Genomic DNA, 23329 nt, shown 5'->3' with positions numbered 1-23329 from the left:
CTGAATCAATATAGAAATTAGAATGAAGTACGCTTGTAACGACGGTAAACCGGCTGCCAGAAGTGGTTTTCAATCGCTTCTTCTAGCGCTTCGTCAGTGATTTCAAGCGCGACACCTTGTTCAATGGCTTTCTTCGCTACTGCAAAGGCGATCTTCTTCGATACCGAGTGGATTGCTTCAAGAGGCGGCAATAGTGCACCTTGACCATTAATCGCTAAAGGTGAGCATGTCGCTAGTGCACGGCTTGATTCCATAAGCATTTCGTCAGTAACGCGCTTCGCCTGTACTGCAAGTACACCTAAACCAATGCCTGGGAAAATGTAGCTGTTGTTACATTGAGCGATTGGGAACGTCTTACCTTCGAATACAACCGGATCAAATGGGCTGCCTGTCGCGACCAAAGCTTCGCCATTTGTCCAACGCATAATATCATGCGGTGTAGCTTCGACGCGGCTGGTTGGGTTCGACAGTGGGAATACGATTGGGCGTGGGCAGTGTTTATGCATCTCCTTGATAACATCTTCACTGAACAAGCCAGGCGCGCCAGATACGCCGATAAGTACCGTTGGTTTTGCGTTGCGCATAACGTCAAGCAGTGAGTAACCATTACCTTCCGCTTCCCAGTCACCCGTGTTGCTGTGCTTTTGAACAAGGCGTTGTTGGAAGTCGAGTAGGTTAGGCATACCTTCCTGAAGTAGGCCCCAACGGTCAACCATGTATACCTGAGAGCGTGCTTGCTCATCAGAAATACCTTCAGATACCATTTGAGCGATGATCGCTTCTGCGATACCACAACCTGCAGAACCGGCACCAAGGAAAGTTACACGTTGTTCAGACAGTTGTGTGCCAGCCGCCTGACATGCTGCCAGTAGTGAGCCGACAGTAACAGCAGCTGTGCCCTGAATATCATCGTTAAAGCAACAAATACGATCTTTGTAGCGCTCTAGCAGAGGCATTGCATTTTTCTGTGCGAAGTCTTCGAACTGGATAAGGGCATCTGGCCAGCGGCGCTGAACAGCCTGAATAAACTCTTCAACGAATGCATCGTATTCAGAGCCAGTAATTCGTGGATGACGCCAGCCCATGTACATTGGATCTGCAAGACGCTGAGGGTTATTAGTACCGACATCCAATACGATTGGTAGTGTGTAAGCCGGGCTGATACCACCACACGCTGTATATAGAGCTAGCTTACCGATAGGAATACCCATACCACCAATGCCTTGGTCACCAAGACCAAGAATACGCTCACCATCCGTTACAACGATGACTTTTACATTGTGGTTGGATGCATTGTTAAGTAGGTCATCGATGCGGTCGCGGTTAGCGTAAGAGACAAAAAGACCACGGCCACGGCGATAGATGTTAGAGAAGTTTTCACATGCCGCACCTACAGTTGGTGTGTAGATGATAGGCATCATTTCAGAAACGTGGTTCTGCACTAAGCGGTAGAACAAGGTTTCGTTAGTATCCTGAATATTACGTAGGTAGATGTGTTTATCCATATCGCTTTCGAAGTTGCGATACTGCTGGTAAGCACGTTCCACTTGTTCCTGAATTGTTTCAGTTGTTTCTGGTAGCAAGCCTTCCAGATTAAAAGATGCTCTCTCTTCCGCTGAGAATGCACTGCCTTTATTGAGAAGAGGCGTACTAAGAAGCGCTGGACCAGCGAAAGGAATATATAAGGGGCGTTTGTCGTTATTCATCACTTGCCTATTGTCGTAGGGTCTTAAGGAACGGGAACCAGAAAATGATAGGGATTAGTGATCATATTGTAAACCGAATATTCATGCATTCTGGCACAGATTAAGTATATACTTTCCGCCTTTTCCATGATCTCAACGCAAACGATGTTCAGCTTACCTATAGATACCCTCAAAACCGACTTTCTGAACCTTCTTTCTGCTCACCATATGATAGTAGAAGCGGAAACTGGCTCGGGCAAATCAACCCGATTACCACTATGGGCGGCGGAACAGGGGAAAGTGTTAGTAATTGAACCTCGGCGTATCGCCTGCACTTCATTAGCGCAGTTTCTCGCAGAGCAGAAAAATGAGCCGCTTGGCCGTTCAGTGGGTTATTCGATTAAGCTGGAAAACCGCTGTGATGAGGAGACGCAGATTGTCTTCGTGACTCCGGGCGTCGCACTACGTTGGTACTCTGAAAATCAACTCAACAACTTTAACACCATTGTTGTTGATGAGTTTCATGAGCGCCGCTGGGACACCGACTTGCTGGTGGCATTATTGAATCAGCATAACCAACATCGCTTAGTGATTACCTCTGCGACCATTGAAGGTGAGAAGCTTGCACGTTATGTCGGTGCCGAGCGTCTGCAGGCAAAGGGACGTAATTTTGAGGTAGCCATTGCTCATCGTGCTGGGGATTCAAGGCAACTGCCGGATAGCCGAAATCTGGAGGAAAAAGTTCGGGCAGAAGTGGAAAGCTTACTTGATCTGGATGGTGACATTCTGGTCTTCTTGCCGGGGCGTAAAGAAATTACCCAATGTCAGAGCGCACTCGCGCATATTGAAGAGCTGATAGTAGCGCCGCTGCATGCCTCAGTCACCGATAAACAGCGAGAGATTGCTCTCAACCAGCAAGAGAAGCAGAAAGTGGTGCTCGCGACTAACATTGCTGAAACCTCGCTGACCATACCGAATGTGGTTGCCGTTGTTGATTCTGGTTTGGAGCGACGTACTGAGCAAAGAAACGGCAAAACTACTCTGAGCCTAAAACATATTTCTAAAGCGAGCGCGAGACAACGTAGCGGCCGCGCGGGTAGGGTGATGGATGGCATCTGTATTCGCTTGTATGGCGAACATGCGGCGTTAGCGGACGTTACGCCACCAGAGCTTCATCGGGAAACACTCACCGAAGCCATGTTAGCGTCTGCCAGTTGTGGGTATTCTCTTTCTGAGCTGAGCTTTTTGGAACCATTGCCAGAAAAGTCGTTTGCTCAGGCAACAAACATTTTGCGTGGAATGGGGGCTATCGATGAATCCGGTCTAGCGACTGCGCACGGGCAACGTATTTACCCGCTTCCGATTGATGCTTTGTATGCTGATTTGGTGACTCGTATGCCGCAGCGAAAGCTGCAAGAGGCCATGGTGGATCTAACCGCAGTGCTGGCGACGCCAGCGTCTCTGTATCGTTTGTCTTCAAATGAAGAAGCACTAGAGCAGCTTGGTAAAAAAGAAGAGCCTTTGGGGTGTGATGCAGAAATAGCTATTAAAGTAGTGCGTGGGGACGTGCTTTCTGGTGTGACCATTGATCAGGATGTGCTCAAAGAAGCACAGGCGCTTTGTCAGCAAATGCGGGCAGTATTCGAGCTACCTGAGCTTAGTGTTGCTTCTCGTTACTCTCACGATGAGTTGGTTGAAGCAATCGCATCTCTGCATCCTGAGCTGTTGTTTGTCAGAAGAGAGCGGCGCCGCGAAGCCCTAGGTAACGGTCAAATGGAAGTCACTTTGGGCCGTGCAAGTCGTTTGCCTGACAACATTGAGGCGGCACTGGTGCTGGATACCCACAGCTTACCGGGCCGTGGTGTTAAACAAACACTGACTCTTGCTACTGTGACGATGCCAGTCAGGCTTTCTCTTTTTGAAAAGTTAGAGATTGGTGATTGGGTGGAAGGCGATGTGGTCAGTGTGGACGACGTTCCTCATATAGAACTCCATATGATGTACGCTGGGCGAAAAGTGGCCTCGAAAAAAGCCCAAGCACAGGGCGAGCTTGCGATTAAACCACTACTTGAAGCCGTTAAGCGTGAAGAGCTGCTACCGGGATTTGCTAAACAGCGGCATCAACAGATCGAACACTGGAAATTGTATCAATCACTGGATAAATCCTCTGGCTCGCCGATTCAGGAATCGTTGACATTCGACTCTTGGTTTACTGAACAACTCGAAATGTTGGAATTAACAGATATTTCGGAGCTAGAGATGTTTAGCGCAGACGATTTTCCTTTTGAAGGCATTCCTTACTGGGAGTATGAAGATTTTGCTGCCATGTATCCGTTTGAACTCTACATTGGTGATCTGCAATTGAGCGTCGAATATCAACCGATGAAAAAGCTGGTGTACGTGGTGTATAAATCGGGTTTACGTAAAGGTGACCCGAAACGCTGGGAATTACCGAGATGGGCAGGTTGGCGTGTGCAATACAAAAAAGCGAGTCGAATAGTAGATATCCGCTAGCCAGAATAATTACCCATTGGCTTAGGATAAATTTTGACCCTGAAATATTACGCAACTGATTACCCATGTCTCTATCTTGTGCATCTTTTGTTATCGGGTTGGTTTTGATATAGCTTTTTGACCAAAAAAATGGGTATAAAAGATGATTGTTTTATATCCTATTGCTATATGGCTAATGATAGACGATATTGAGGACACTGTGTTGCCTACCAGAGGAGATTGATATGGAACATCAGGGCAAGACAAGTGTTGTATTCGACTATACTTCTTTTCTTGGCGCGTCGTGCAGTAAGAAATGGACTTTCTTAGAAGCAATGAGTACCTTCGCACCTATTTTCAGCCTGGCTTGGAAAAGTACGATTAAAGAAACGGTATCGGCGGAAGATCGCTTGTGGGATCAGGCAATGAAATCCTTGTCAGCAAGCCGCAGTGATGAGTCCAATATTCTGACACTAATGCAACTGGCAAGAAGTGAAGGCATTGAAGAGCTGAAACTGGTTATGCCTTATGAATTAGAGCTAGAGCAAATCGAAAAACTGAGGACCCGTTCTAATACTCACATTGAAAGCCATCAGCAAGATGAGTTGATCATTACCTTCTAAGGCCCGAGCTCGGGCCTTTCTCTTTTCTGATAATCCTATTTATCTCTCAATAACTTGCGTCAAACTGATCTATACTTTCAAATCCAGAACGGCAGTCATTTCTCATTATCGAGAATGCGTTCTCTCTCATACACTGGCTTTATTCGTCTGTATAAAGAGGTATTCATGGAAGTAAAACTGCCTTATCTCCTTGCTCCAATGCTTTTGGCGGCGTCATTGTCTGCTTACGGGCAAAGTACGACTAACAACCTCAATTACAACTTTCTATACGCGGACTTAAGTGCGGGCTCGCTTGGTGAGAATTTAGGGGTGAACAGCAATGTGACTTCTTTAGCGGTGGGCGGCAACGTGCTTATCGACAATCAATTTCTCGCTACATTGGATTACGAAGCGAGGTTCATCCATCCGCAAAACACCACCACAGAAATTTATACTTTACTGCCTGGTGCCGCATTTAGGTATCCAATAGAGGATAAGTGGGATTTGGTCGCAGGCGCGAAAGCTGGTTATATTTGGTCAACTCAAACCAATGATATTACAGATGCGAAGATTTCGAGTGACAACAAGTTCATGTGGGGCGGTGATTTAACGCTTAAATATGAATTCAACAAGTTCTGGGAGTTGTCAGTGACAGGTGGATTACGACGGAGCGATATTCTGGACGAGGATATCTTTAATATGCGTGGTGATTATCAGGTGTCGACGAAATTGGTCTTCGGCGGTTTCTATACGCATCGAAACAATGGTTCAACGACGACCAATGAAGGTGGCGTGAGCCTACGGTATTTGTTCTAGTTGTTATTAAACAAAAAAGAGCCAGCATCAGCTGGCTCTTTTTTATTGGATTTTGGTCGCTTATAGAACAGCTGCCAGTGCTTTACAAAGTGGTAGCATGTTCGAACGAGTCATACCTGCTACGCTGATGCGGCCTGAACCTACGATGTAGATGCCGAACTCATCTTTAAGGCGAGTCACCTGTTCTTTTGAAAGACCAGAGAATGAGAACATACCGTTTTGACGTTCAATGAAGCTAAAGTCAGCGTCAACGCCTTGCTCTTTCAGTGTCGTAACAAACAGCTCGCGCATGTCTTGAATACGGTCGCGCATTTCTTTTACTTCCGCTTCCCACTCATTGCGCAGTTCTGCATTGTTAAGAATGTGCGTCACAACTGCGCTACCGTGTGCTGGTGGGTTAGAGTAGATAGAACGGATGATCGCTTTCACTTGAGAGAATGCTGTGCCCGCTGTCTGCTCTGATTCCGCAACCAAGGTGAATGCACCTACACGCTCGTTGTAAAGGCCAAAGTTCTTAGAGAACGAGCTCGCGACTAAGATCTCTTTGTTGTATTTAGCAAAAATACGTAAACCTGCCGCATCTTCTTCAACGCCTTTCGCAAAACCTTGGTAAGCGAAGTCGAACAGAGGTAGTAGTTTTTTGTCTGCTATCAGTTTGGCTAGTGTTTCCCACTCTTCAAGCGTTGGGTCAATGCCCGTTGGGTTATGGCAGCAGCCATGAAGAAGTACAATATCGCCTTCTGATGCTTGTTCAAGATCCGCTACCATTGCCGCGAAATCTTTATCTTTTGTTTCAGCGTTGTAGTAGCTGTACTGAGCAGTTTCGATACCTGCTGCAGTGAAGACACCATTGTGGTTAGCCCAAGTAGGGTTGCTGATCCAGATCTTCACATCACCCAACTGACGCTTGATGAATTCGCCTGCAACGCGCAATGCACCAGTACCGCCAGGAGCTTGAGCAGTTTTTGCTAGCTTGTTAACAACGATGTCAGAATCTGCACCAAACAGTAGTTTCTGCACCGCTAGACCGTACTCAGCTGTCCCTTCGATAGTTAGGTATGACTTGGTCTTTTCGCTTTCAATCAGTGCTGCTTCCGCTTTTTTAACGGTTGCAAGAACAGGGGTTTCACCTTGTTCATTTTTGTAAATACCAACGCCAAGGTTAATTTTGTCTGCGCGAGAGTCTTTTTTGAACTCTTCTGTCAGTCCAAGGATAGGATCTGCAGGTGCAGCAACTACTTTTTCAAACATAATTGTCATCCATGTTAGTCGAAGGGAGGATATAAATATTTCGGTTATTTATACCTTATCTGCGCTTGCTGAGACAACATCAACCAGTAAGAAAATTACAAAATAGGCACATTTTGTTATCACTCAACGCATAACCTGCATTTTTCCAATAAAAAGCAGGTCAAAAGCGACTGAGTTAAGCAATTAGATGTGAAGTCGTTGGAAGGAACTTAGGCTGGCGCGTTGGCTTGAAGTTCTTCCAAAGCCATCGCATTTTCTTCGGCCTCTAAACTGCGATATTTGTCTGCAATATCGACAAATTCCTGTTCTATAGTCAGAAAGGCGTCAACCAGTTCAGGATCAAAATGACTGCCTTTGCCCTCAAGGATAATCGATTTGGCTTTTTCGTGGCTGAAGGCTTTTTTGTAAACACGCTCAGAGATTAGCGCGTCATACACATCAGCAAGCGCCATCAAACGGCCCGAGAGCGGTATCTCGTCTCCTTTTAGTCCCTTCGGGTAACCATTACCGTCCCACTTCTCATGGTGAGTCAGAGCGATCTCTTTCGCCAGTTGAAGGAAAGAATTACTGCCCAGATGCTTCTCTGCAATTGAGAGGGCTTTGGCGCCAATTTCAGGGTGACGCTTCATTGTCTTGAATTCTTCATCGGTGAGCTTACCGGGTTTGAGCAGGATATTGTCAGGAATACCCACTTTACCCACGTCGTGCAGTGGAGCAGATTTGTAAAGCAGTTCGATGTAGTTAGGTGTTAGAAGAGCTTTATGTTTATCAAATTTGCAAAGGTAGTTTGCCAATGCGCGAATGTACTCTTGGGTACGCAAGATATGCGCGCCAGTTTCGTTATCTCGAGATTCAGCAAGAGCTGAGAGGGAAACTATCGCGACATCACGTGTTGTTTTAACTTCGTCTTGAGTTGATTGCAGGCTATCGAGCATCTTGTTGGTCAGAGAGGCCATCGAGCCTAGCTCATTGTGCTCAAAGATAGGTAAACGCTTGGAAATATTTCCCTGAGCGACTTCCAGCAAAGAACACTCTTGAGATAACAAAACTTTGCGCATCAGTTTGGTCCATAGGACGAGAATGGTTACTACATACGCGCCGAGTACTATAGACAAGTAGATAAACTCTTTAATGACACTAATGGTGCCACTGCCATCAAGAACGCGCTCAGGATTGTGTTCCAACCAGAATATGTCTTTTACCGCAACCATGGTGAGCATGGTCGTCAAGGTGATCAGCAACATACAGATCATCATGATCATTTGTTTGACCATCGACTGACGTTCGCCACTGAGTTCAAAATGGTATTGTTCTGTCTGGGTCAGTTGATCAAATTTCTCAATCTTGGAGACTAATTGCAAAATTAAGCCGGAGAAGAAACCAAACAAGGTCATCCCAAATAAAACCTTGAGGTTACTGTCGAGCCCAAAATCGTATTGGACGTTATAGAAGATCGCGAGTGGAACGCTGCCCATAAAAAACAGGGTGGCATCGAGTCGGGCTTGACGCTGCTCTTCAAGTAAAGAATGGTTATTGAGCAAAAAATGTCGAACGAGAAACAGAGCGCCAAAGGTTACACCGACGTGGAATAAAATCTCTTGAGTTGTCAGTGTTTCTAGAAAGGGACAGACTCGCCCACCATAAGTACCAAAAACCACAGCCGCAATCGCATACAGTTTAAGTGTTAGAGGCGCGTCATAGTTGGAGTTAGCCATTTTCTAGCCCTTGTTCTTATAGCCGTACTCAGCTTCCGCCAAGCCAAGTTTCATATTCTTCATTTATAAAATGACCCGCGATATTATCGTTTAATTTCGAGTTTAGATACATTTTTGCAACTTTAGTAGTAGTGGTTGTACCAATTGAGAGAGATATCAATGGCCTGAAGGCTGCAAAAATAAAGTCACACACCGCGTCCGATGTGTGACTTAGTAGATGAAGTTATGGGATGGGCTCGAAAATAGTTACTTTAGCTTTTTCGCTGCCCAGTCATTTAAGTGTGAAAGAATTGCTTTTACCGCGTGTTTTTCGGTGGGTTTCTCGTTTTGGTCCACATCTATGTCTTTTTTAGGGTGTGAGCCAGTCGCGTCTTCAGCGATGTGTAGCCAGTCCGGATGCCAGTAATATGGCTGACCGTGTGGAGCAATCCAGCTATGAACACCGTTGCTTTCACCTTTGTATTCGATATGTGACTCATCGTATTTCTTCATTATTATCGGTCCTTACGTTAAGTTATTTGGATCACTAATACGTGATTAAATGTAACAGAGAAGTAAATATTTAATGTGATTAGTATCAACAAACAGAATGCGTTAAAAATTAACTAAATTGTTTTAGTTAGCTTAAGCCAGTGTGAATCAAATGTGTGATATCTTTTATCTCCTGAATGAAAAGGTGAGGGAAGTATGAATCGCTATCAACAATTGGCTGAGCAGCTTAAGTTACAAATTGAGAATGGTATTTGGCGTGCAGGAGAGAAAGTACCTTCTGTCAGAATGACCAGTCGTAACTGTTCAGTCAGCGCTTCAACTGTCCTTCAGGCGTATCAACTTCTTGAATCTCAAGGGTGGTTACTCGCCAAACCACAGTCAGGTTATTTTGTTACTTCGATCATGGAACGGGTTCCAACTCCTGAGCCAGAAAGCAAAGTCGTTGCACCTGAATTTAACGATAAGCTGTATGAGTTCTTACAAAGTAACAGTAAAGCCGATATTGCCCTCGGTTCGGCTTTTCCTGACCCTCAATTATTTCCTCTTCAATCACTAAACCGTCATTTGGCAAGTGCGGGGCGTAAAATGCCGCTTAACAGTGTGTTTGACAACATGCCGCCCGGCAACGAGGCACTGCGTCGCCAAATTGCGCAGCGTTATCTCAAGCAAGGTATAACGGTTTCTCATACTGATATCGTCATTACCTCAGGCGCAATGGAAGCGCTGAATTTAGGGCTCCAGGTGGTAACCCAGCCTGGTGATACCGTGATCGTTGAAGCCCCAGCATTCTATGGCGCCATTCAGGCGATTGAGCGATTGAACCTAAAAGCCATCGAAGTCCCAGTTCATCCTGAAACTGGGTTATGTTTGGAGAAGTTTGAGCGAGCGCTTAAAAAACATAAGGTGACGGCGTGCTGGCTGATGCCAAACTTCCACAACCCGACCGGAGCCAGCCTATCGTCGGCTAACAGGCAAAAGGTTATTGAATTGGCGAACCAACATCAGCTTGCCATTGTGGAAGATGATGTTTATTCCGAACTCTATTTTGGCGATCGTAAACCGATGCCGCTTAAATACTGGGATCAAGAAGACAGGGTTCTGCTGTGTGGTTCATTGTCTAAATCCTTATGCCCGGGCTATCGGGTCGGCTGGGTTGTGAATGGTCAGTTTAATGAGCGTTTACAGAAGCTCCAGCTTGTGTCGACCTTGTCTGGCAGCGTCCCCGTTCAGGAAGGGGTCGCACATTTTCTTCAGTACGAAAGCCTCGATAATCACTTGAGAAAACTACGTAAGGAATTGTCTGCCAGACAACAGGCTTTTGTTGAGGTCGTAAAGCGCCATTTTCCTCAAGGGACGAAAGTCAGTCAGCCTCAAGGAGGGTATTTTATCTGGCTAGAGTTGAGTAAGAATGTTGACACATACCTGCTGTATCAAACATTGCAAAAGCGCGGCATTACCATTGCTTATGGACGCCTTTTTAGTTCCCGCGAACAGTTCCAAAACTGCGTCCGTCTGAATGCGTCTTATCCGATGACTAGTGAGCTGGAACAGACCGTGATAGAAATTGCTAACGCGATCACTGATTAAATACTGTTTGGCTTTTTTTCGCTTCAACTGTACTGCGCTAACTGACGAGGTCTGTGATGAAATACTCCAGAAATGTAAACAGTTAGCGAGGAAAGTATGGAAAAACAACGCTATAAGCAGGAATTTCGTTTGATTGCCATCGCGATTTTCAGCGCATTCTTATTGATTTTTGGTCACCTGATTCTTGCTAAGTCTTTTGCTGATATGGTGTGGACTGAATACACCGCAGCAGCCATTCCGTTTGTCATGTTTGGGCTTTGCCTGTTCGGCATCAAATACGCCTCAAAAGCGGAAGATTCCCAATAGTGAAAATAAACCTCCCTGCGTAAGGGAGGTTTAATGCTGTGCACTACTCATCAGGATTTGCGGAGGTAGGGTGACTATTATCGGGATAGAGCCCCATCAAATCTTCCGCATTCTGCAGCCAATCTGGATGCCAGTAATAGGGATGTGAAGTGCTTGGATGATCCCATTCCATAGCATGCTCATGCCTTCCGTAGTACGACAAATCGTCCAATCTAAACACTCTCATTGTTTGACTCCTCACTACAAAGCCACTTAGTAATTATGAGCCATATTTGAGCGTTTTTCAGGGATCAAAAAAGCCTCCTGAAGGAGGCTTTGAAACACTATTGGTTTGCTTCTAGCTTAGAAGTTAGCTGAGCGCGGTGTACGTGGGAATGGAATAACATCACGTACGTTACCCATACCTGTTACGTAAGAAACCAGACGCTCAAAGCCTAGGCCGAAACCTGAGTGAGGTACTGTACCGTAGCGACGAAGGTCACGGTACCAATCCATGTGCTCTGGGTCGATGCCAATATCACGCATACGGGCATCAAGAACGTCCAGACGCTCTTCACGCTGAGAACCACCGATGATTTCACCAATGCCCGGTGCAAGTACATCCATTGCTGCTACTGTTTTGCCGTCTTCGTTGAGGCGCATGTAGAAGGCTTTGATGTCTTTCGGGTAGTTCTTAACGATTACCGGTGCTTTGAAGTGTTCTTCCGCTAGGTAACGCTCGTGCTCAGAAGACATATCGATACCCCATTCAACTGGGAATTCGAAGTCACGGCCAGAGTCTAGAAGAATCTGGATTGCATCAGTGTAATCAACCTGAGCGAAATCAGACTCAACGAATTTCTCTAGACGAGTAATGGCTTCTTTGTCGATGCGTTGTGCAAAGAACTCAAGGTCATCACGACGCTCTTCAAGTACTGCTTTAAATACGTACTTCAACATGTCTTCAGACAGTTTCGCGATATCTTCAAGATCAGCGAAAGCAACTTCAGGTTCAACCATCCAGAATTCCGCTAGGTGGCGGCTGGTGTTTGAGTTTTCTGCACGGAACGTAGGGCCGAACGTGTAAACTTTGCTTAGTGCACAAGCGTAAGCTTCGCCGTTAAGCTGGCCAGATACCGTTAGGAACGTCTCTTTACCGAAGAAGTCTTCGTTGTAGTCCACTTTGCCTTCTTCTGTGCGCGGTAGGTTTTCCATGTCTAGCGTAGAGACACGGAACATTTCACCTGCACCTTCTGCATCAGAAGCGGTAATAAGTGGCGCAGATACCCAGAAGTAACCTTGCTCGTGGTAGAAACGGTGAATTGCCTGAGACAAACAGTTACGTACACGTGCGACTGCACCAATCACGTTCGTACGTGGACGAAGGTGTGCCACTTCACGTAGGTATTCAATCGAGTGGCGAGTTTTAGCCATCGGGTAAGTATCAGCATCTTCAACCCAGCCAACGACTTTTACATCTGTCGCTGCAAGCTCAAAGTCCTGACCTTTCGCTGGAGATTCAACGATAGTACCTGTCACTTCAACAGAACAACCTGTTGTCAGTTTTAGAACTTCTTCGTTGTAATTATTTAGATTATTAGGGACCACGGCCTGAATCGGGTCGAAACAAGAGCCGTCGTAGATGGCAAGGAAAGAGATTCCAGCTTTGGAATCACGACGCGAGCGGATCCAGCCGCGGACAGTTACTTCACTGTCAACTGCTAGCTTACCGCTTAATACGTCTGATACAGGCGCGTAAGTCATGTTGTAAATATTCTCCATTGAGTAAAAAATCAACCCAATGTTTTTTGTGGGCTCACCGAATAAAAAGTGATCAAACATTGGGTTGGACTGAATTTCATCTATTCAATGGAACATATTACCTTTCAAATTTTAGGCTTCAACCTTTATTCGCTAATAGTGGCGCAAAAAATGTCCAAATCGACTTAATTCTTCCGCGAAAGCGTAAACTGGTTGATTAAAGACTCCAAATGTTCTGAAAGTTGCTCTAGATTCATGCTGATGTCGCGCGTTTTTGCGGCAGATTGAGAGGTGTCATCGGCATGCTGGGTGATGATTTCGACTTTATGTTGCACCTGCTGACTAATGTGAGTGGTATTGCTGGTTTGCTGCTGAATGCTTTGCGCATGAGAGAGCGCTTGTTGCATTTCGGTCACCACTTCAGACATTGCTACAGACAGCGCTTCTATCTCATTAGAGCGTTCATGAGCGGTTTCACACACGGTATCAACGGAGGCCAGTGAGGTCTCACTGTCTTTTTGGAATTGAGAAATGATGTTTTCGATGCTTCCTGTTGCCTGCGAGGTTCGACTTGCGAGCTGGCGTACTTCATCCGCGACCACTGCAAAGCCGCGACCTTGTTCACCTGCGCGCGCGGCTTCAATAGCGGCGTTTAGTGCCAATAGATTGGTTTGCTCCGCAATCCCTTTGATCACTTCTAAAATGGTCGAGACTTCCGCGGTTTGATCGTTGAGCTCAACAATATTGACTTTCACTTGCTCAATATCGGTTACCAGACTCTTGATTTCAGTGCTAGCGTTGTGCGCCTGACCAGCACTTTGTTCAGCGATGCTGGTGGTGTGTTTGATCAAGCTAGAGGCATCATCAGTGGCTTGTTCAACTTGGACTTGCTGAGACTGCATTTGCTCGATGTTGGTCTGGACATCTGAGGTTTCGTTTTGCTGGTTGTGAGCGGCTTGATCGGTAACCTGAGCAACATCAGTGAGCCCCGCAGCCGAACTGGTGAGGTGATGAGAGGTTTCCTGCACTTTTTCTAAGCTGTGGCTAACCGTATCCATAAACGAATTGATCGCTACAGATAGCTGACCAATCTCATCCTTGTTCTTATGCTGAATACGCTTCGAGAGATCTTTACTTTCGCTTACGCTCTGCATGTAACGCGATGTCTTTTGAATCGGGCGAACAATGAATTTACGGATCAGGAACAGAGTCAGCAAAAAGCCGATGAAGCCAAATGTTGCCATTATGGTCACGGCGATAATCGTGCGCTGACTGATCATGCTGTTGACGTGAGATAAGTTGTATTCCAATCGAATGGCGCCGAGCACTTCACCTTCTGGTGCCATGTGACAAGAGACACAGTTGGTTCCGCGATAGTTTTCGCTTGCCTTCATAGGTAATGCGACAACTAAGCCTTTACCCCACTCAGCGGAGATGGGCTCGATGACTAGTTCACCATTGAGCGCACGTTGATCAATCTCGTCTTCAGGCGCTTGGTTTGGTTGGCCAGGCCCGTACAACTTACTGACTGCATCAGCACGAAGTACTTTTACTTGCTCAATACCATCTTGAGCTAGAGCTTTTTGGCGGAGTGTTTCTTTTTGTGCCATGGTTCCAGTCAGCATCATCATATTGAGGCTGTCGAAGTAGTTACTGGCTTTGTCGTGTAGTTGCTCACTGAGGACGGAATTCATCAGCTCTTTTTGTTGCCAATACTGATACGCGGTGGAGGAGGCGAGTACCAGAGAGAAAACCGTGACTAGGGTTGCCAGCAATTTGGTAGTAATGGTTGAGCTCATTTGCAAATGCTTAATTGTTAGAATTGGAATAGACGTCAAATATAATGACGTATATGCACATTCACTCAATGGATGAGCATAGTTATTGTGACCCTACACAATGTGTGGATTATGTAAATGTGATGTGGGGCTTATGTAATCAAAAGTTTGACGTAGTGACGTAATATCGACGTGCTTCGAGTGTGACGTGAATAGTTATTTCAAGACTAGGTGATAGTGATGTTCAATCCGTTGATGAATACAGAAACTGAGATGACTAGTTTTCAAATGATCAACTAGGGGCAAGATAACCGCGAGCCACTATTGCGGTGGCTTTTTTTGTCCCAGAAAGAGGCTTATTATCTTTATAGATCAATAATCTCCCAATATGGGGCTTGTTGAGTGGATGAAACGTAATTCAGGTAAGGGTGACTCTATGGCAGCAAAGATTGGCTCGGCGATTCAATTGATATTGGCGCTCTCTATCTTCTATTTGGGATATACGATTCATAGTATGACCACCAAAGTGGGAGAGGTCATCGACACTTATCCTCGAATCATTGAGGACATCAGTACGCTTTCCGAAAACCTGCAAATCAAAGAATGGCTGGCGGTTGCCGATACGTTAGAGCAGTTGCTACCCGGAGCAATACAGAGTATTGAAGGCGTGACTGCGACGGTGAATGAAACTAACAAAACAGCAGCATCCATTGACGCAAAAATTCCGTCCATAGTCGAAGAAGTGGCACTATATCGCCAGTCGGTGATTCCTTTGGTGATTGGAGAGGCCAAACAGTATCGGACAACAGTGATACCAAAAGTATTGATTGAGAGTGAAGGTTACAGAAAAGAAACCATTCCTCTTGTCGTTAAAGAATCTCAAGCGTTGCGTGTTGAGATCCCGCCAATGTTGGCGAAGGCCGATGAGATTGTCGATCAAAGCCAGAAAATTGCTGAGCAGGCAACGTCTGGCGCGGTAAAAGGGGTGATTATGTCACCAATCAATCTGATCAAAGATGCTGGAACCGAGTTGAAAGGAAAAATTATTCTCGAAGAAGTGCCTCATCCGGAACAATAAGTGCACGGCTGGACGCGTCCACAGGTATGAAACTGGACATTTTCTTAGGTACGGACATTGCAATCCAACCATCAATGATTAAGATGGATCTCCTCTTCACGTTGAAGAGCAGGTAGCAGAGGATTTGCTATTTTTGTTCTAAAGGACTGTCTAGTTTTATCGGACGCCTAAAATGATTTTCAAAATTACAACACCTATCATTGAACCGACTGAAGGTTCTCCCCACGCTTTGCTCAATGCTTCAGCTTTTTCCCAAGTGTTTCGTCACATCTCTTTTCTACGTCACTCTTTTCTTAGCGTTTTCTTCTTTAAACATCGCTATTCGTATCGCTTCTGATTGTTAGCCATCGCGCTAGGTACGCGCACATCTCAATCTTTTTTATAATCAAATCAGATACGAAAATTATGAATACAAAACTACTGGGTAGCTCCCTGATCATCTCCGGCACAGCACTGGGTGCTGGTATGCTTGCAATTCCTATGGTTCTGGCACAATTTGGCTTGTGGTACGGAACATTATTAATGATTTTTATTTGCTTCGGCACAACATATGCTGCATTGCTATTGCTTGAAGCAACTTTGAAAGCGGGTGGAGGCTTAGGGCTTAACTCCATCGCGCGCCAAACGCTCGGCAAGGTTGGACAATTGGTTACCAACCTGCTGCTATACGCACTACTAATCTGCTTATTGATGGCGTATATCCTAGGTGCTGCCGATTTGGTAAGTCAGTTCACGGCTTCCATCGGTCTTGATTTAACGGCAAGTCAAAGCCAGATTCTCTTTACTCTCATTGCAGGCGCAGTGGTGGCTTGTGGTACAGGCGTTATTGACAAGCTAAATCGCAGTTTGTTCTTCATCATGATCGCGAGTTTATCTTTAAGTTTGTTCTTACTACTGCCAGATTTTCGACTGTCGAACCTGTCGCAAGTAATGAACCAAGACCAAGTTGAGTTGATTAAAACCAGTGCTGTGCTGTTTACCAGTTTTGGGTTTATGGTAGTGATTCCATCATTGGTTTCTTATAACCATGAAGCCAGCGATCAACAGCTACGAAACATGGTTATTCTTGGTTCGATCATTCCATTGATCTGTTATTTGTGTTGGTTGTTTGCGGTCGTTGGTAACCTCAGACCTGAACAGTTGGGCGAATTCTCTAATGTCTCCGAGTTGATAGTAGCTTTTGAGCATCACTCGCCTTGGATTGGCACCGTGTTGTCTGTATTTACGGGTTTGGCGTTGTTGACCTCGTTTTTTGGCGTGGCGATGTCTTTATTCAACCAAAATACCGACATGTTGAGGAAGAACAGGGTCATTACGTACTTTGTTACCTTCATTCTACCTTTGGCGGGCGCTCTCATGGCAGCAGACAAGTTCCTTGCGGTGCTTAGCTACGCGGGAATCATTTTGGTGTTCCTCGCGGTCTTCGTACCGTTGGCAATGGTCTACAAAATTCGATTGGCGAACGTTGAACCTACTCGGTACACCGCAGAAGGTGGCAGCTTAATGCTGATATTTTCCTTGTTTTTTGGCGGATTTTTGCTGATTTCTCAGGTTATCTAAACAAAAAGGCGGGCTATCCCGCCTTTTTATTTTCAGCTTAATGAGTAATAGAAACCCTGATGAATATGGGCGCCCAGTGTTGTTAAAAGGTGGGCGCAATCCGCACTTTCTACGCCTTCTACGATTACTTTACACTGGTTTGCTTTTCCCATGGCAATCAACTGCCTTAATGTTTCGATGCGCTTGTTGTCCTTCTTGAGGCCCATAACAAACTCTCTATCAATCTTAAGGTAATCGGGCTTAATCTTGCTAATAAGTTCAACGTTGTTATTTCCTGTCCCAAAATCATCGATACTGATAGAGCAGCCGAGTGTTTTCAGTCTTGTAATATTCTGATAAATCTCATTCGTATAATACATGGACGCATTTTCAGTAATCTCAACGGTCAAGTAGCTGCAATCATATTGTTTAAGCTCTTCATAAAGTACAGAGAAGCGTTTACCTCTTAGCAGGGAAGGGCAAACGTTGATACTTAAAGGAGCAATCAGAGCCTTGCTAGTGCTAAAGATAATGCGGATAACCAATAGAGTGTGTAGCAACAGCAATTTGTTTGCGATCAGTGTTTCAATGAACTTCTGAGTGTTCGAAACACTAAAGCGAGATAGGGTTTCGTAGTGAATATTCTGATGACTGGTTGTATCGTAAATGGGCTCCAGTTTGAGATTAAATCGGCGAATTGCCCAAAAATATTGAATTAACGCGAGTAAGCGTTTGTAGCGAATGATGACAATCAGCATCGCAGTGAAGAGTAAAATATTCTTAATTGGATTTGAAACGTAGAAAAACTCTTTGAACCCATCTCCTTGCTCTTTAGAAACAAACGCTTTCCCGTCAGTACTACCAATGTTAAACGAGTTTCCGGTGTTGGTGCATACTTTCATTCCTGCTAGAAACATGCTGGAAATATAGTTATCAATTGAGCGATATAGGTTAATGTTCCTCACCCGTACCGTCATTTTGGTGTTGTTCTTCTCCATTGAGTGCGTAGTGTAGCTGCTGTTTTTAAACCACTCATCGTACTGGACTCGGCTGACCGGCATAACAGAATCGGCAGTGATCAGGCAGTAGGTATTGAACTTGTCGATCATCATGCTTGATTCAATAAGCTCGGCATCATCGAAAAGTGACTTCAGTGTGTTCGGATCAGAAAAACAAGATTGCTCGGATAGTGCATCAGTAAAGTCTTCAACATCGCCAAAATACCCCTGATTCAAAATACTACTTATCGCGTAATAGCAAACGGCAAAAAAGATAAAGCTGGCGACAGCTAAAGTCAGCCCTAGGTCTGTATAGAGCTTTTTGTCCGTAAGACATAGGGTGATAGCGTAACGAATAGTGTGCTTAGATGTTTTGCTGATTTTTAGTTGCTGCTGAACGCCATTTTGCTGATTGTCATGACTTTTAAAAGGCACAAAATATCCAATTCGGTGGATGTTTTCGATGACATTTTGGCGCGAATCCAGATGCGATTTGGTCAGTTGCTTAAACTTTTTTCGTAACGAGGCGACGATGTTTTTAAATCCATTCTCAGGCAGCGTGACATTGTGATGTTGAGAGATTTTGCGTTCGATACAACGCTGGCTTATCGGGGCATTTAACGTTCCGTAGCAAGAGATGATACTTAAAATCAGATATTCATTTTGGCTGATTGAAAGAGAAGAATGTCGTGTGTTGTTTAATTCTAATGAGATGTCGCTGTCTGACAAACAAACGCAGATTTGGTTTCCTAATTCAAACCTAATCATTTGTGAAGGCGCTCCTGGGATTAAATGTAGCGGGAAGTTATCAATAATGAGACAAGTTGGATGTGATGTATTGCGAGCATATCCAAAGTAAGAGGATATAGTGTCTTATTTAGCTTTTTTTATATATTTAACTACGTGATTTTAAAAAGGATGCAAGCGTAACAGATAGGAGGGGGAGACAGGAAATAAAAAAGCCCGAGCGACTGCTCAGGCTTTCCAAACAAGATATCTTAAAGTGTTAGCAGATAACTTTTATTGCAAGGCCACCTTGAGAAGTTTCGCGGTATTTTGCGTTCATGTCTTTACCAGTTTCTAGCATGGTCTCGATAACCTTATCCAGAGACACAGTCGGAGCCGATGAACGACGCAGAGCCATACGAGAGGAGTTGATCGACTTCACGGCAGCAATACCGTTACGTTCGATACATGGAACCTGGACCTGACCCGCAACAGGATCGCACGTTAGACCTAGGTTGTGCTCCATCGCGATTTCCGCAGCCATACAGACTTGCTCTGGGCTACCACCCATAAGCTCAGCAAGACCAGCCGCTGCCATTGAACACGCTACGCCGACTTCACCCTGACAACCAACTTCCGCACCAGAGATTGACGCGTTACGCTTGTAAAGGCCACCGATCGCACCAGAAGCCGCGAAGTAGCGGATGTAATCTTTCTCAGTGACGGTTTGGATAAACTTGTCATAGTAGGCCAAAACCGCTGGGATAATGCCACACGCACCGTTTGTAGGTGCTGTAACTACACGGCCACCTGCTGCGTTTTCTTCATTAACGGCGAAAGCAAACATGTTGACCCAGTCTACAACAGCCATTGGATCGTTAGTCGTTTTCTCAGAAGTCATCAGTTGCTGGCGAAGAGCCGCAGCACGGCGAGGTACACGAAGTGGACCAGGCAGAATACCTTCTGTATTCATTCCGCGATCCATACACTCGCGCATGGTTTTCCAAATGTTAGCAAAGTAAGTGCGAGACTCTTCTTCAGAGTGCAGTGCGGCTTGGTTCTTCATCACTAGTGTACTGATGGAGAGGCCGCTTTCTTTACACTGGTTTACCAACTCTTCAGCGGTTGTGAATTCGTAAGGTGCTTTAATCGGGTTTTCTTCTTCTTTGCCGAAATTTTCTTCGTCAACGATGAAACCACCACCGATTGAGTAATAGGTTTTTGAGTACACTTTCTCGTTGTCGATCCAAGCGTGGATCTGCATACCATTTTCGTGCAACTCAAGGTTAGTAGTATGGAAGTTCATACCACCATCTTTCGGGAACGATACTGTGTGACAGTGCATGCCAACAGGTAGGCGCTCCGTTTCTTCTACACGAGCGATAAAGCCCGGAATAGAATCAATATCGACTTTCTCAGGGGTGTTGCCTGCAAGACCCATTATAATAGCGATATCTGTGTGGTGACCTTTCCCTGTCAGTGATAGCGATCCATAAACGTCAACGGTGATTTTAGTGATGTCGCGCAATTTTCCCATTGAGCGTAAATCATCAATAAACTCTTTGCCCGCCTTCATTGGGCCTACAGTGTGCGAACTTGAAGGACCAACACCGATTTTATAGATGTCAAAAACACTAATCATATCGATTTCCTCAAAACAAAGCCTCCCAACGGGGAGCGGGAGGCTTATTATTATCGTTATATTTTTTGTTTAACCACTTAATTCACTACACTAGTGTGATTAAAGTGCTCCGTAGATTACAGAACTAATTGCCGCAAGACCACAGATTGTTGTGAAAATCTGAACAGGCGCAGAAGTTTTGTACTTCGCCATTGCTGGTACTTTTTGCATCGCAAAAACAGGCATTAGGAATAGGATCGCTGCAATCATTGGCGCGCCCATGGTTTCAATCATGCCAAGGATGCTTGGGTTAACAATAGCCACAATCCAAGTGGTGATAACGATGAAAAGAAGAGAAGCTTTTTCAATCTTGCTCTTTGGTGTTTCAGAGCGAGATTTGATTAGACCCACAAGACCTTCATGTGCTCCTAGGAAGTGACCAAAGTAGCTAGACGTAATTGCTGCGAATGCTACAAGTGGACCCATGTAAGAGATAAGTGGAGACTCATGAACGTTTGCTAGGTAAGACAGTACAGAGATGTTCTGTTCTTGCGCCATTGCTAGCTGCTCTGGAGATAGAGACAGTACAACAGAGAATACGAAGAACATAACAAAGCCCATCAGCATCATTGCTGCGCCGCCAGTGATAGCATCTGTTTTCTGAACAGCATTTTCACCGTACACACGACGTTGCTCTTTAGAGAACTGAGAGATGATTGGGCTGTGGTTGAAAGAGAAAACGATGATTGGGATTGCTAGCCAAACGATAGAAGGCATTGCAGACCAGTCAGGTGCGACTTCAACCATTGAGCTGTTCCAGTCAGGAATCAGGTAGAAAGACAGAGCAAGAAGGATGAATACCAATGGGTATACCATCGCAGATGTAGCTTTCAACATCAGCTCTTTACCGAATACAACACCCGCAGTCATGGCTGCAATCAGTGCGCCAGATAGTAGCCAACGAGGGATAGATTCCATGCCCATTTGGTTGACTAGGAAAGAATCTACTGTGTTTGTGATACCAACACCATAGATAAGAACAATAGGGTAAATAGCGAAGAAATAAGCAAAAGTAATAAGGTTTGCGCCAGTTTTACCGAAATGTTCTTCCACTGTATCAGTGATATCAGCTTCAGGGTTTTTCGCAGAAAGAACGAAACGAGCCAGAGATTTGTGAGCGAACCAAGTCATTGGTGCTGCGATTAGTGCAAGGATAACTAATGGCCAAAAGCCGCCAGCACCCGCTTTGATTGGAAGAAATAGTACGCCAGCACCTACTGCAGTACCGAAAAGTGACAGACACCAAGTGAAGTCTTTGTAAGAAAACTTACTAGACGATTGTGCGGTCGAAACCGCTGAATTTGTAGCATTCATTTTGTGATACTCATTTTTGGGAACAGGAAATAAGTCGAGTGCAATTTTGCATAAAAATCTTGCACGAAAAATAGATCTAAATCATGAATTGATACGAGTTATAACATGATATGTCAAAAACAGGTTTTTGCTCACGAAAATGATGTGCTACTAGTGATTTATGCTAATCCTTTTCATTAGAAAAACTAATCTTGTTGCAAATTTGTTTTATGCATGTCGCGAGAAAACGTTTGCCTTATTGATGAATAGTTTAACTAATGTGATGAAACTTCGAACAATATTAAGATTTATTAATATTGATGCATAATATGTTTCTGCATGGCATGGATAATTTGCGCTGTCATTCCCCAAATGAAGTGCTTCTCGTAGGATAAGCCAAATACACGGTGTGAATGATTGCGGAACTGAAAGCGTTCACTGTGCAGGTGATGTTTATCAAGAACAATTTCTGCGGGTACTTCAAAAACCTCATCCACTTCGTTGGTGTCAATGGTTGTCTCATAGTCTGGTGAAACGAAAGCTAGGAAAGGTGTTACTGTAAATTTGCTGATCGTCACCAGTTCTGGCATCTGACCAAAAATGGAAATCTTACCTTGTTCAATGCCGATTTCCTCGTAAGTTTCTCTTAACGCTGTATCAGCCAGTGAACTGTCCCAATCTTCATATTTGCCTCCCGGAAAACTGACCTGCCCGGGATGATGTTTTAAGTGCTTTGCGCGCTTGGTGAAAATGATGTTCAGCCCATCGCCCCTCTCAACAAAACCGATAAGTACTGAGGCTTTACGTAAGGATGCATGATTGATATGTGCAACTCGTTTTATTGCTTCGTGGTGGTAGTCGACGGTTTGCTGTAACTGGAACTTCTGAATTAATTGATTTTTATTGAGTTCTGACAACACGTTAGCTCCATATGCGTATTTGAAAAACTATACTTTATGATTCATGCTTGAAAGACCATCATATACCAAGGATAGCTTAATATATGAAAGGAATTATCTTCACAGAATTTATGGACTTAGTCGAAGAGAAGTTTGGTCTTGATGCTCTTGATCAACTGCTTTCTGATGCGGGTGATGAAGGCATATACACATCAGTGGGCAGTTATGACCACAAAGCTTTGGTAAAACTTATCGTCCAGTTGAGTAAACAAACGGGTATTCCTGCTGAAGAGCTACAGCGCGTTTTTGGGCAATCTGTCTTCGAAAACCTTTACGAATCATTGCCTGAGCGTAGTAGCCTTCAAGGGTGTAAAAATTCTCTTCAGTTTATTCGTTTAGTTGAGGACTATATCCATATTGAAGTGAAAAAACTTTATCAAGAAGCTAACCCTCCACGCTTTGAATTCATTTCTGAAACGGAAACAGAAATGATCTTTGACTACAAAAGCGCCCGCTGTATGTCCCATGTTTGCTTAGGTTTGATTGAGGGATGTGCCCAGCATTTTGATGAATCACTTAATATTGCAATGGAAAACAACGACAAAAGTGGTAATGATGTTAGGTTCAAGGTTACGGTCGTCGGGTAAAAT

At 44.7% G+C, this 23329-nt stretch carries 19 protein-coding genes; 8 read left to right on the top strand and 11 right to left on the bottom strand.

Going from position 1 to position 23329, the window contains the following annotated elements; all coding sequences use genetic code 11:
- Window positions 1-17: 17 nt before the first annotated feature.
- A complete protein-coding gene (locus tag VIC_RS07870) occupies window positions 18-1706 on the bottom strand; it encodes an NAD-dependent malic enzyme (RefSeq protein ID WP_006958916.1) in 1689 nt (562 codons plus the stop codon).
- A 144-nt stretch (window positions 1707-1850) separates the two neighbouring features.
- Between VIC_RS07870 and VIC_RS07865 the strand changes: the two genes are divergently transcribed.
- From VIC_RS07865 to VIC_RS07855, 3 genes are all read left to right on the top strand, one after another.
- Window positions 1851-4199 carry a helicase-related protein gene (locus VIC_RS07865; protein WP_039951766.1) on the top strand — a complete coding sequence of 783 codons (2349 nt, stop codon included), beginning with the start codon at window positions 1851-1853 and terminating at the stop codon, window positions 4197-4199.
- A gap of 224 nt (window positions 4200-4423) precedes the next feature.
- Complete coding sequence (locus VIC_RS07860) at window positions 4424-4801, top strand: hypothetical protein (RefSeq protein ID WP_006958914.1); 378 nt, start codon at window positions 4424-4426, stop codon at window positions 4799-4801.
- A gap of 165 nt (window positions 4802-4966) precedes the next feature.
- Window positions 4967-5596, top strand: a complete 630-nt coding sequence (locus VIC_RS07855) for a hypothetical protein (RefSeq protein WP_006958913.1) — start codon at window positions 4967-4969, stop codon at window positions 5594-5596.
- 60 nt (window positions 5597-5656) lie between these two features.
- Here VIC_RS07855 and VIC_RS07850 read toward each other — a convergent pair whose 3' ends face one another.
- From VIC_RS07850 to VIC_RS07840, 3 genes are all read right to left on the bottom strand, one after another.
- Entirely contained in the window at window positions 5657-6847 is a 1191-nt protein-coding gene (locus tag VIC_RS07850) for an amino acid aminotransferase (RefSeq protein WP_006958912.1), read from the bottom strand.
- Between the two features lie 209 nt (window positions 6848-7056).
- Complete coding sequence (locus tag VIC_RS07845) at window positions 7057-8562, bottom strand: HD domain-containing phosphohydrolase (RefSeq protein WP_006958911.1); 1506 nt, start codon at window positions 8560-8562, stop codon at window positions 7057-7059.
- Between the two features lie 246 nt (window positions 8563-8808).
- Window positions 8809-9054 carry a hypothetical protein gene (locus tag VIC_RS07840; RefSeq protein ID WP_006958910.1) on the bottom strand — a complete coding sequence of 82 codons (246 nt, stop codon included), beginning with the start codon at window positions 9052-9054 and terminating at the stop codon, window positions 8809-8811.
- 195 nt (window positions 9055-9249) lie between these two features.
- Between VIC_RS07840 and VIC_RS07835 the strand changes: the two genes are divergently transcribed.
- Both VIC_RS07835 and VIC_RS07830 read left to right on the top strand, forming a co-directional pair.
- Window positions 9250-10641 carry an aminotransferase-like domain-containing protein gene (locus VIC_RS07835; RefSeq protein ID WP_006958909.1) on the top strand — a complete coding sequence of 464 codons (1392 nt, stop codon included), beginning with the start codon at window positions 9250-9252 and terminating at the stop codon, window positions 10639-10641.
- A gap of 96 nt (window positions 10642-10737) precedes the next feature.
- Window positions 10738-10947, top strand: a complete 210-nt coding sequence (locus tag VIC_RS07830; protein WP_006958908.1) for a hypothetical protein — start codon at window positions 10738-10740, stop codon at window positions 10945-10947.
- Window positions 10948-10990: 43 nt separating this feature from the next.
- Here VIC_RS07830 and VIC_RS26720 read toward each other — a convergent pair whose 3' ends face one another.
- From VIC_RS26720 to VIC_RS07820, 3 genes are all read right to left on the bottom strand, one after another.
- Complete coding sequence (locus VIC_RS26720; protein WP_152472135.1) at window positions 10991-11173, bottom strand: hypothetical protein; 183 nt, start codon at window positions 11171-11173, stop codon at window positions 10991-10993.
- 116 nt (window positions 11174-11289) lie between these two features.
- On the bottom strand, window positions 11290-12690 hold the full coding sequence (gene asnS / locus VIC_RS07825) for an asparagine--tRNA ligase (RefSeq protein ID WP_029236143.1): 1401 nt from the start codon (window positions 12688-12690) through the stop codon (window positions 11290-11292).
- Window positions 12691-12872: 182 nt separating this feature from the next.
- The gene (locus tag VIC_RS07820) at window positions 12873-14486 is read right to left on the bottom strand and encodes a methyl-accepting chemotaxis protein (RefSeq protein ID WP_006958905.1); all 1614 of its coding nucleotides are present in this window, start codon (window positions 14484-14486) and stop codon (window positions 12873-12875) included.
- A gap of 415 nt (window positions 14487-14901) precedes the next feature.
- Between VIC_RS07820 and VIC_RS07815 the strand changes: the two genes are divergently transcribed.
- Together VIC_RS07815 and VIC_RS07810 are read left to right on the top strand one after the other, a co-directional pair.
- Complete coding sequence (locus VIC_RS07815) at window positions 14902-15543, top strand: hypothetical protein (RefSeq protein ID WP_006958904.1); 642 nt, start codon at window positions 14902-14904, stop codon at window positions 15541-15543.
- A gap of 405 nt (window positions 15544-15948) precedes the next feature.
- Complete coding sequence (locus VIC_RS07810) at window positions 15949-17103, top strand: amino acid permease (RefSeq protein WP_006958903.1); 1155 nt, start codon at window positions 15949-15951, stop codon at window positions 17101-17103.
- Window positions 17104-17135: 32 nt separating this feature from the next.
- On the opposite strand, the gene tpdA is transcribed toward VIC_RS07810, so the two are convergent.
- From tpdA to VIC_RS07790, 4 genes are all read right to left on the bottom strand, one after another.
- A complete protein-coding gene (gene tpdA, locus VIC_RS07805; protein ID WP_006958901.1) occupies window positions 17136-18848 on the bottom strand; it encodes a cyclic di-GMP phosphodiesterase TpdA in 1713 nt (570 codons plus the stop codon).
- A 238-nt stretch (window positions 18849-19086) separates the two neighbouring features.
- On the bottom strand, window positions 19087-20448 hold the full coding sequence (locus VIC_RS07800) for an L-serine ammonia-lyase (protein WP_006958899.1): 1362 nt from the start codon (window positions 20446-20448) through the stop codon (window positions 19087-19089).
- Window positions 20449-20547: 99 nt separating this feature from the next.
- Window positions 20548-21801, bottom strand: a complete 1254-nt coding sequence (locus VIC_RS07795; protein WP_006958896.1) for an aromatic amino acid transport family protein — start codon at window positions 21799-21801, stop codon at window positions 20548-20550.
- A gap of 290 nt (window positions 21802-22091) precedes the next feature.
- Complete coding sequence (locus tag VIC_RS07790) at window positions 22092-22700, bottom strand: CoA pyrophosphatase (RefSeq protein WP_006958894.1); 609 nt, start codon at window positions 22698-22700, stop codon at window positions 22092-22094.
- 83 nt (window positions 22701-22783) lie between these two features.
- Between VIC_RS07790 and VIC_RS07785 the strand changes: the two genes are divergently transcribed.
- Complete coding sequence (locus tag VIC_RS07785) at window positions 22784-23326, top strand: heme NO-binding domain-containing protein (protein ID WP_006958892.1); 543 nt, start codon at window positions 22784-22786, stop codon at window positions 23324-23326.
- Window positions 23327-23329: the final 3 nt, after the last annotated feature.

Origin of the sequence: Vibrio coralliilyticus ATCC BAA-450 (assembly GCF_000176135.1) — a bacterium.
Taxonomy (GTDB): domain Bacteria; phylum Pseudomonadota; class Gammaproteobacteria; order Enterobacterales; family Vibrionaceae; genus Vibrio; species Vibrio coralliilyticus.
The sequence above is the reverse complement of the archived record's forward strand: the minus strand, read 5'-3'. Positions and strand labels throughout refer to the sequence as shown.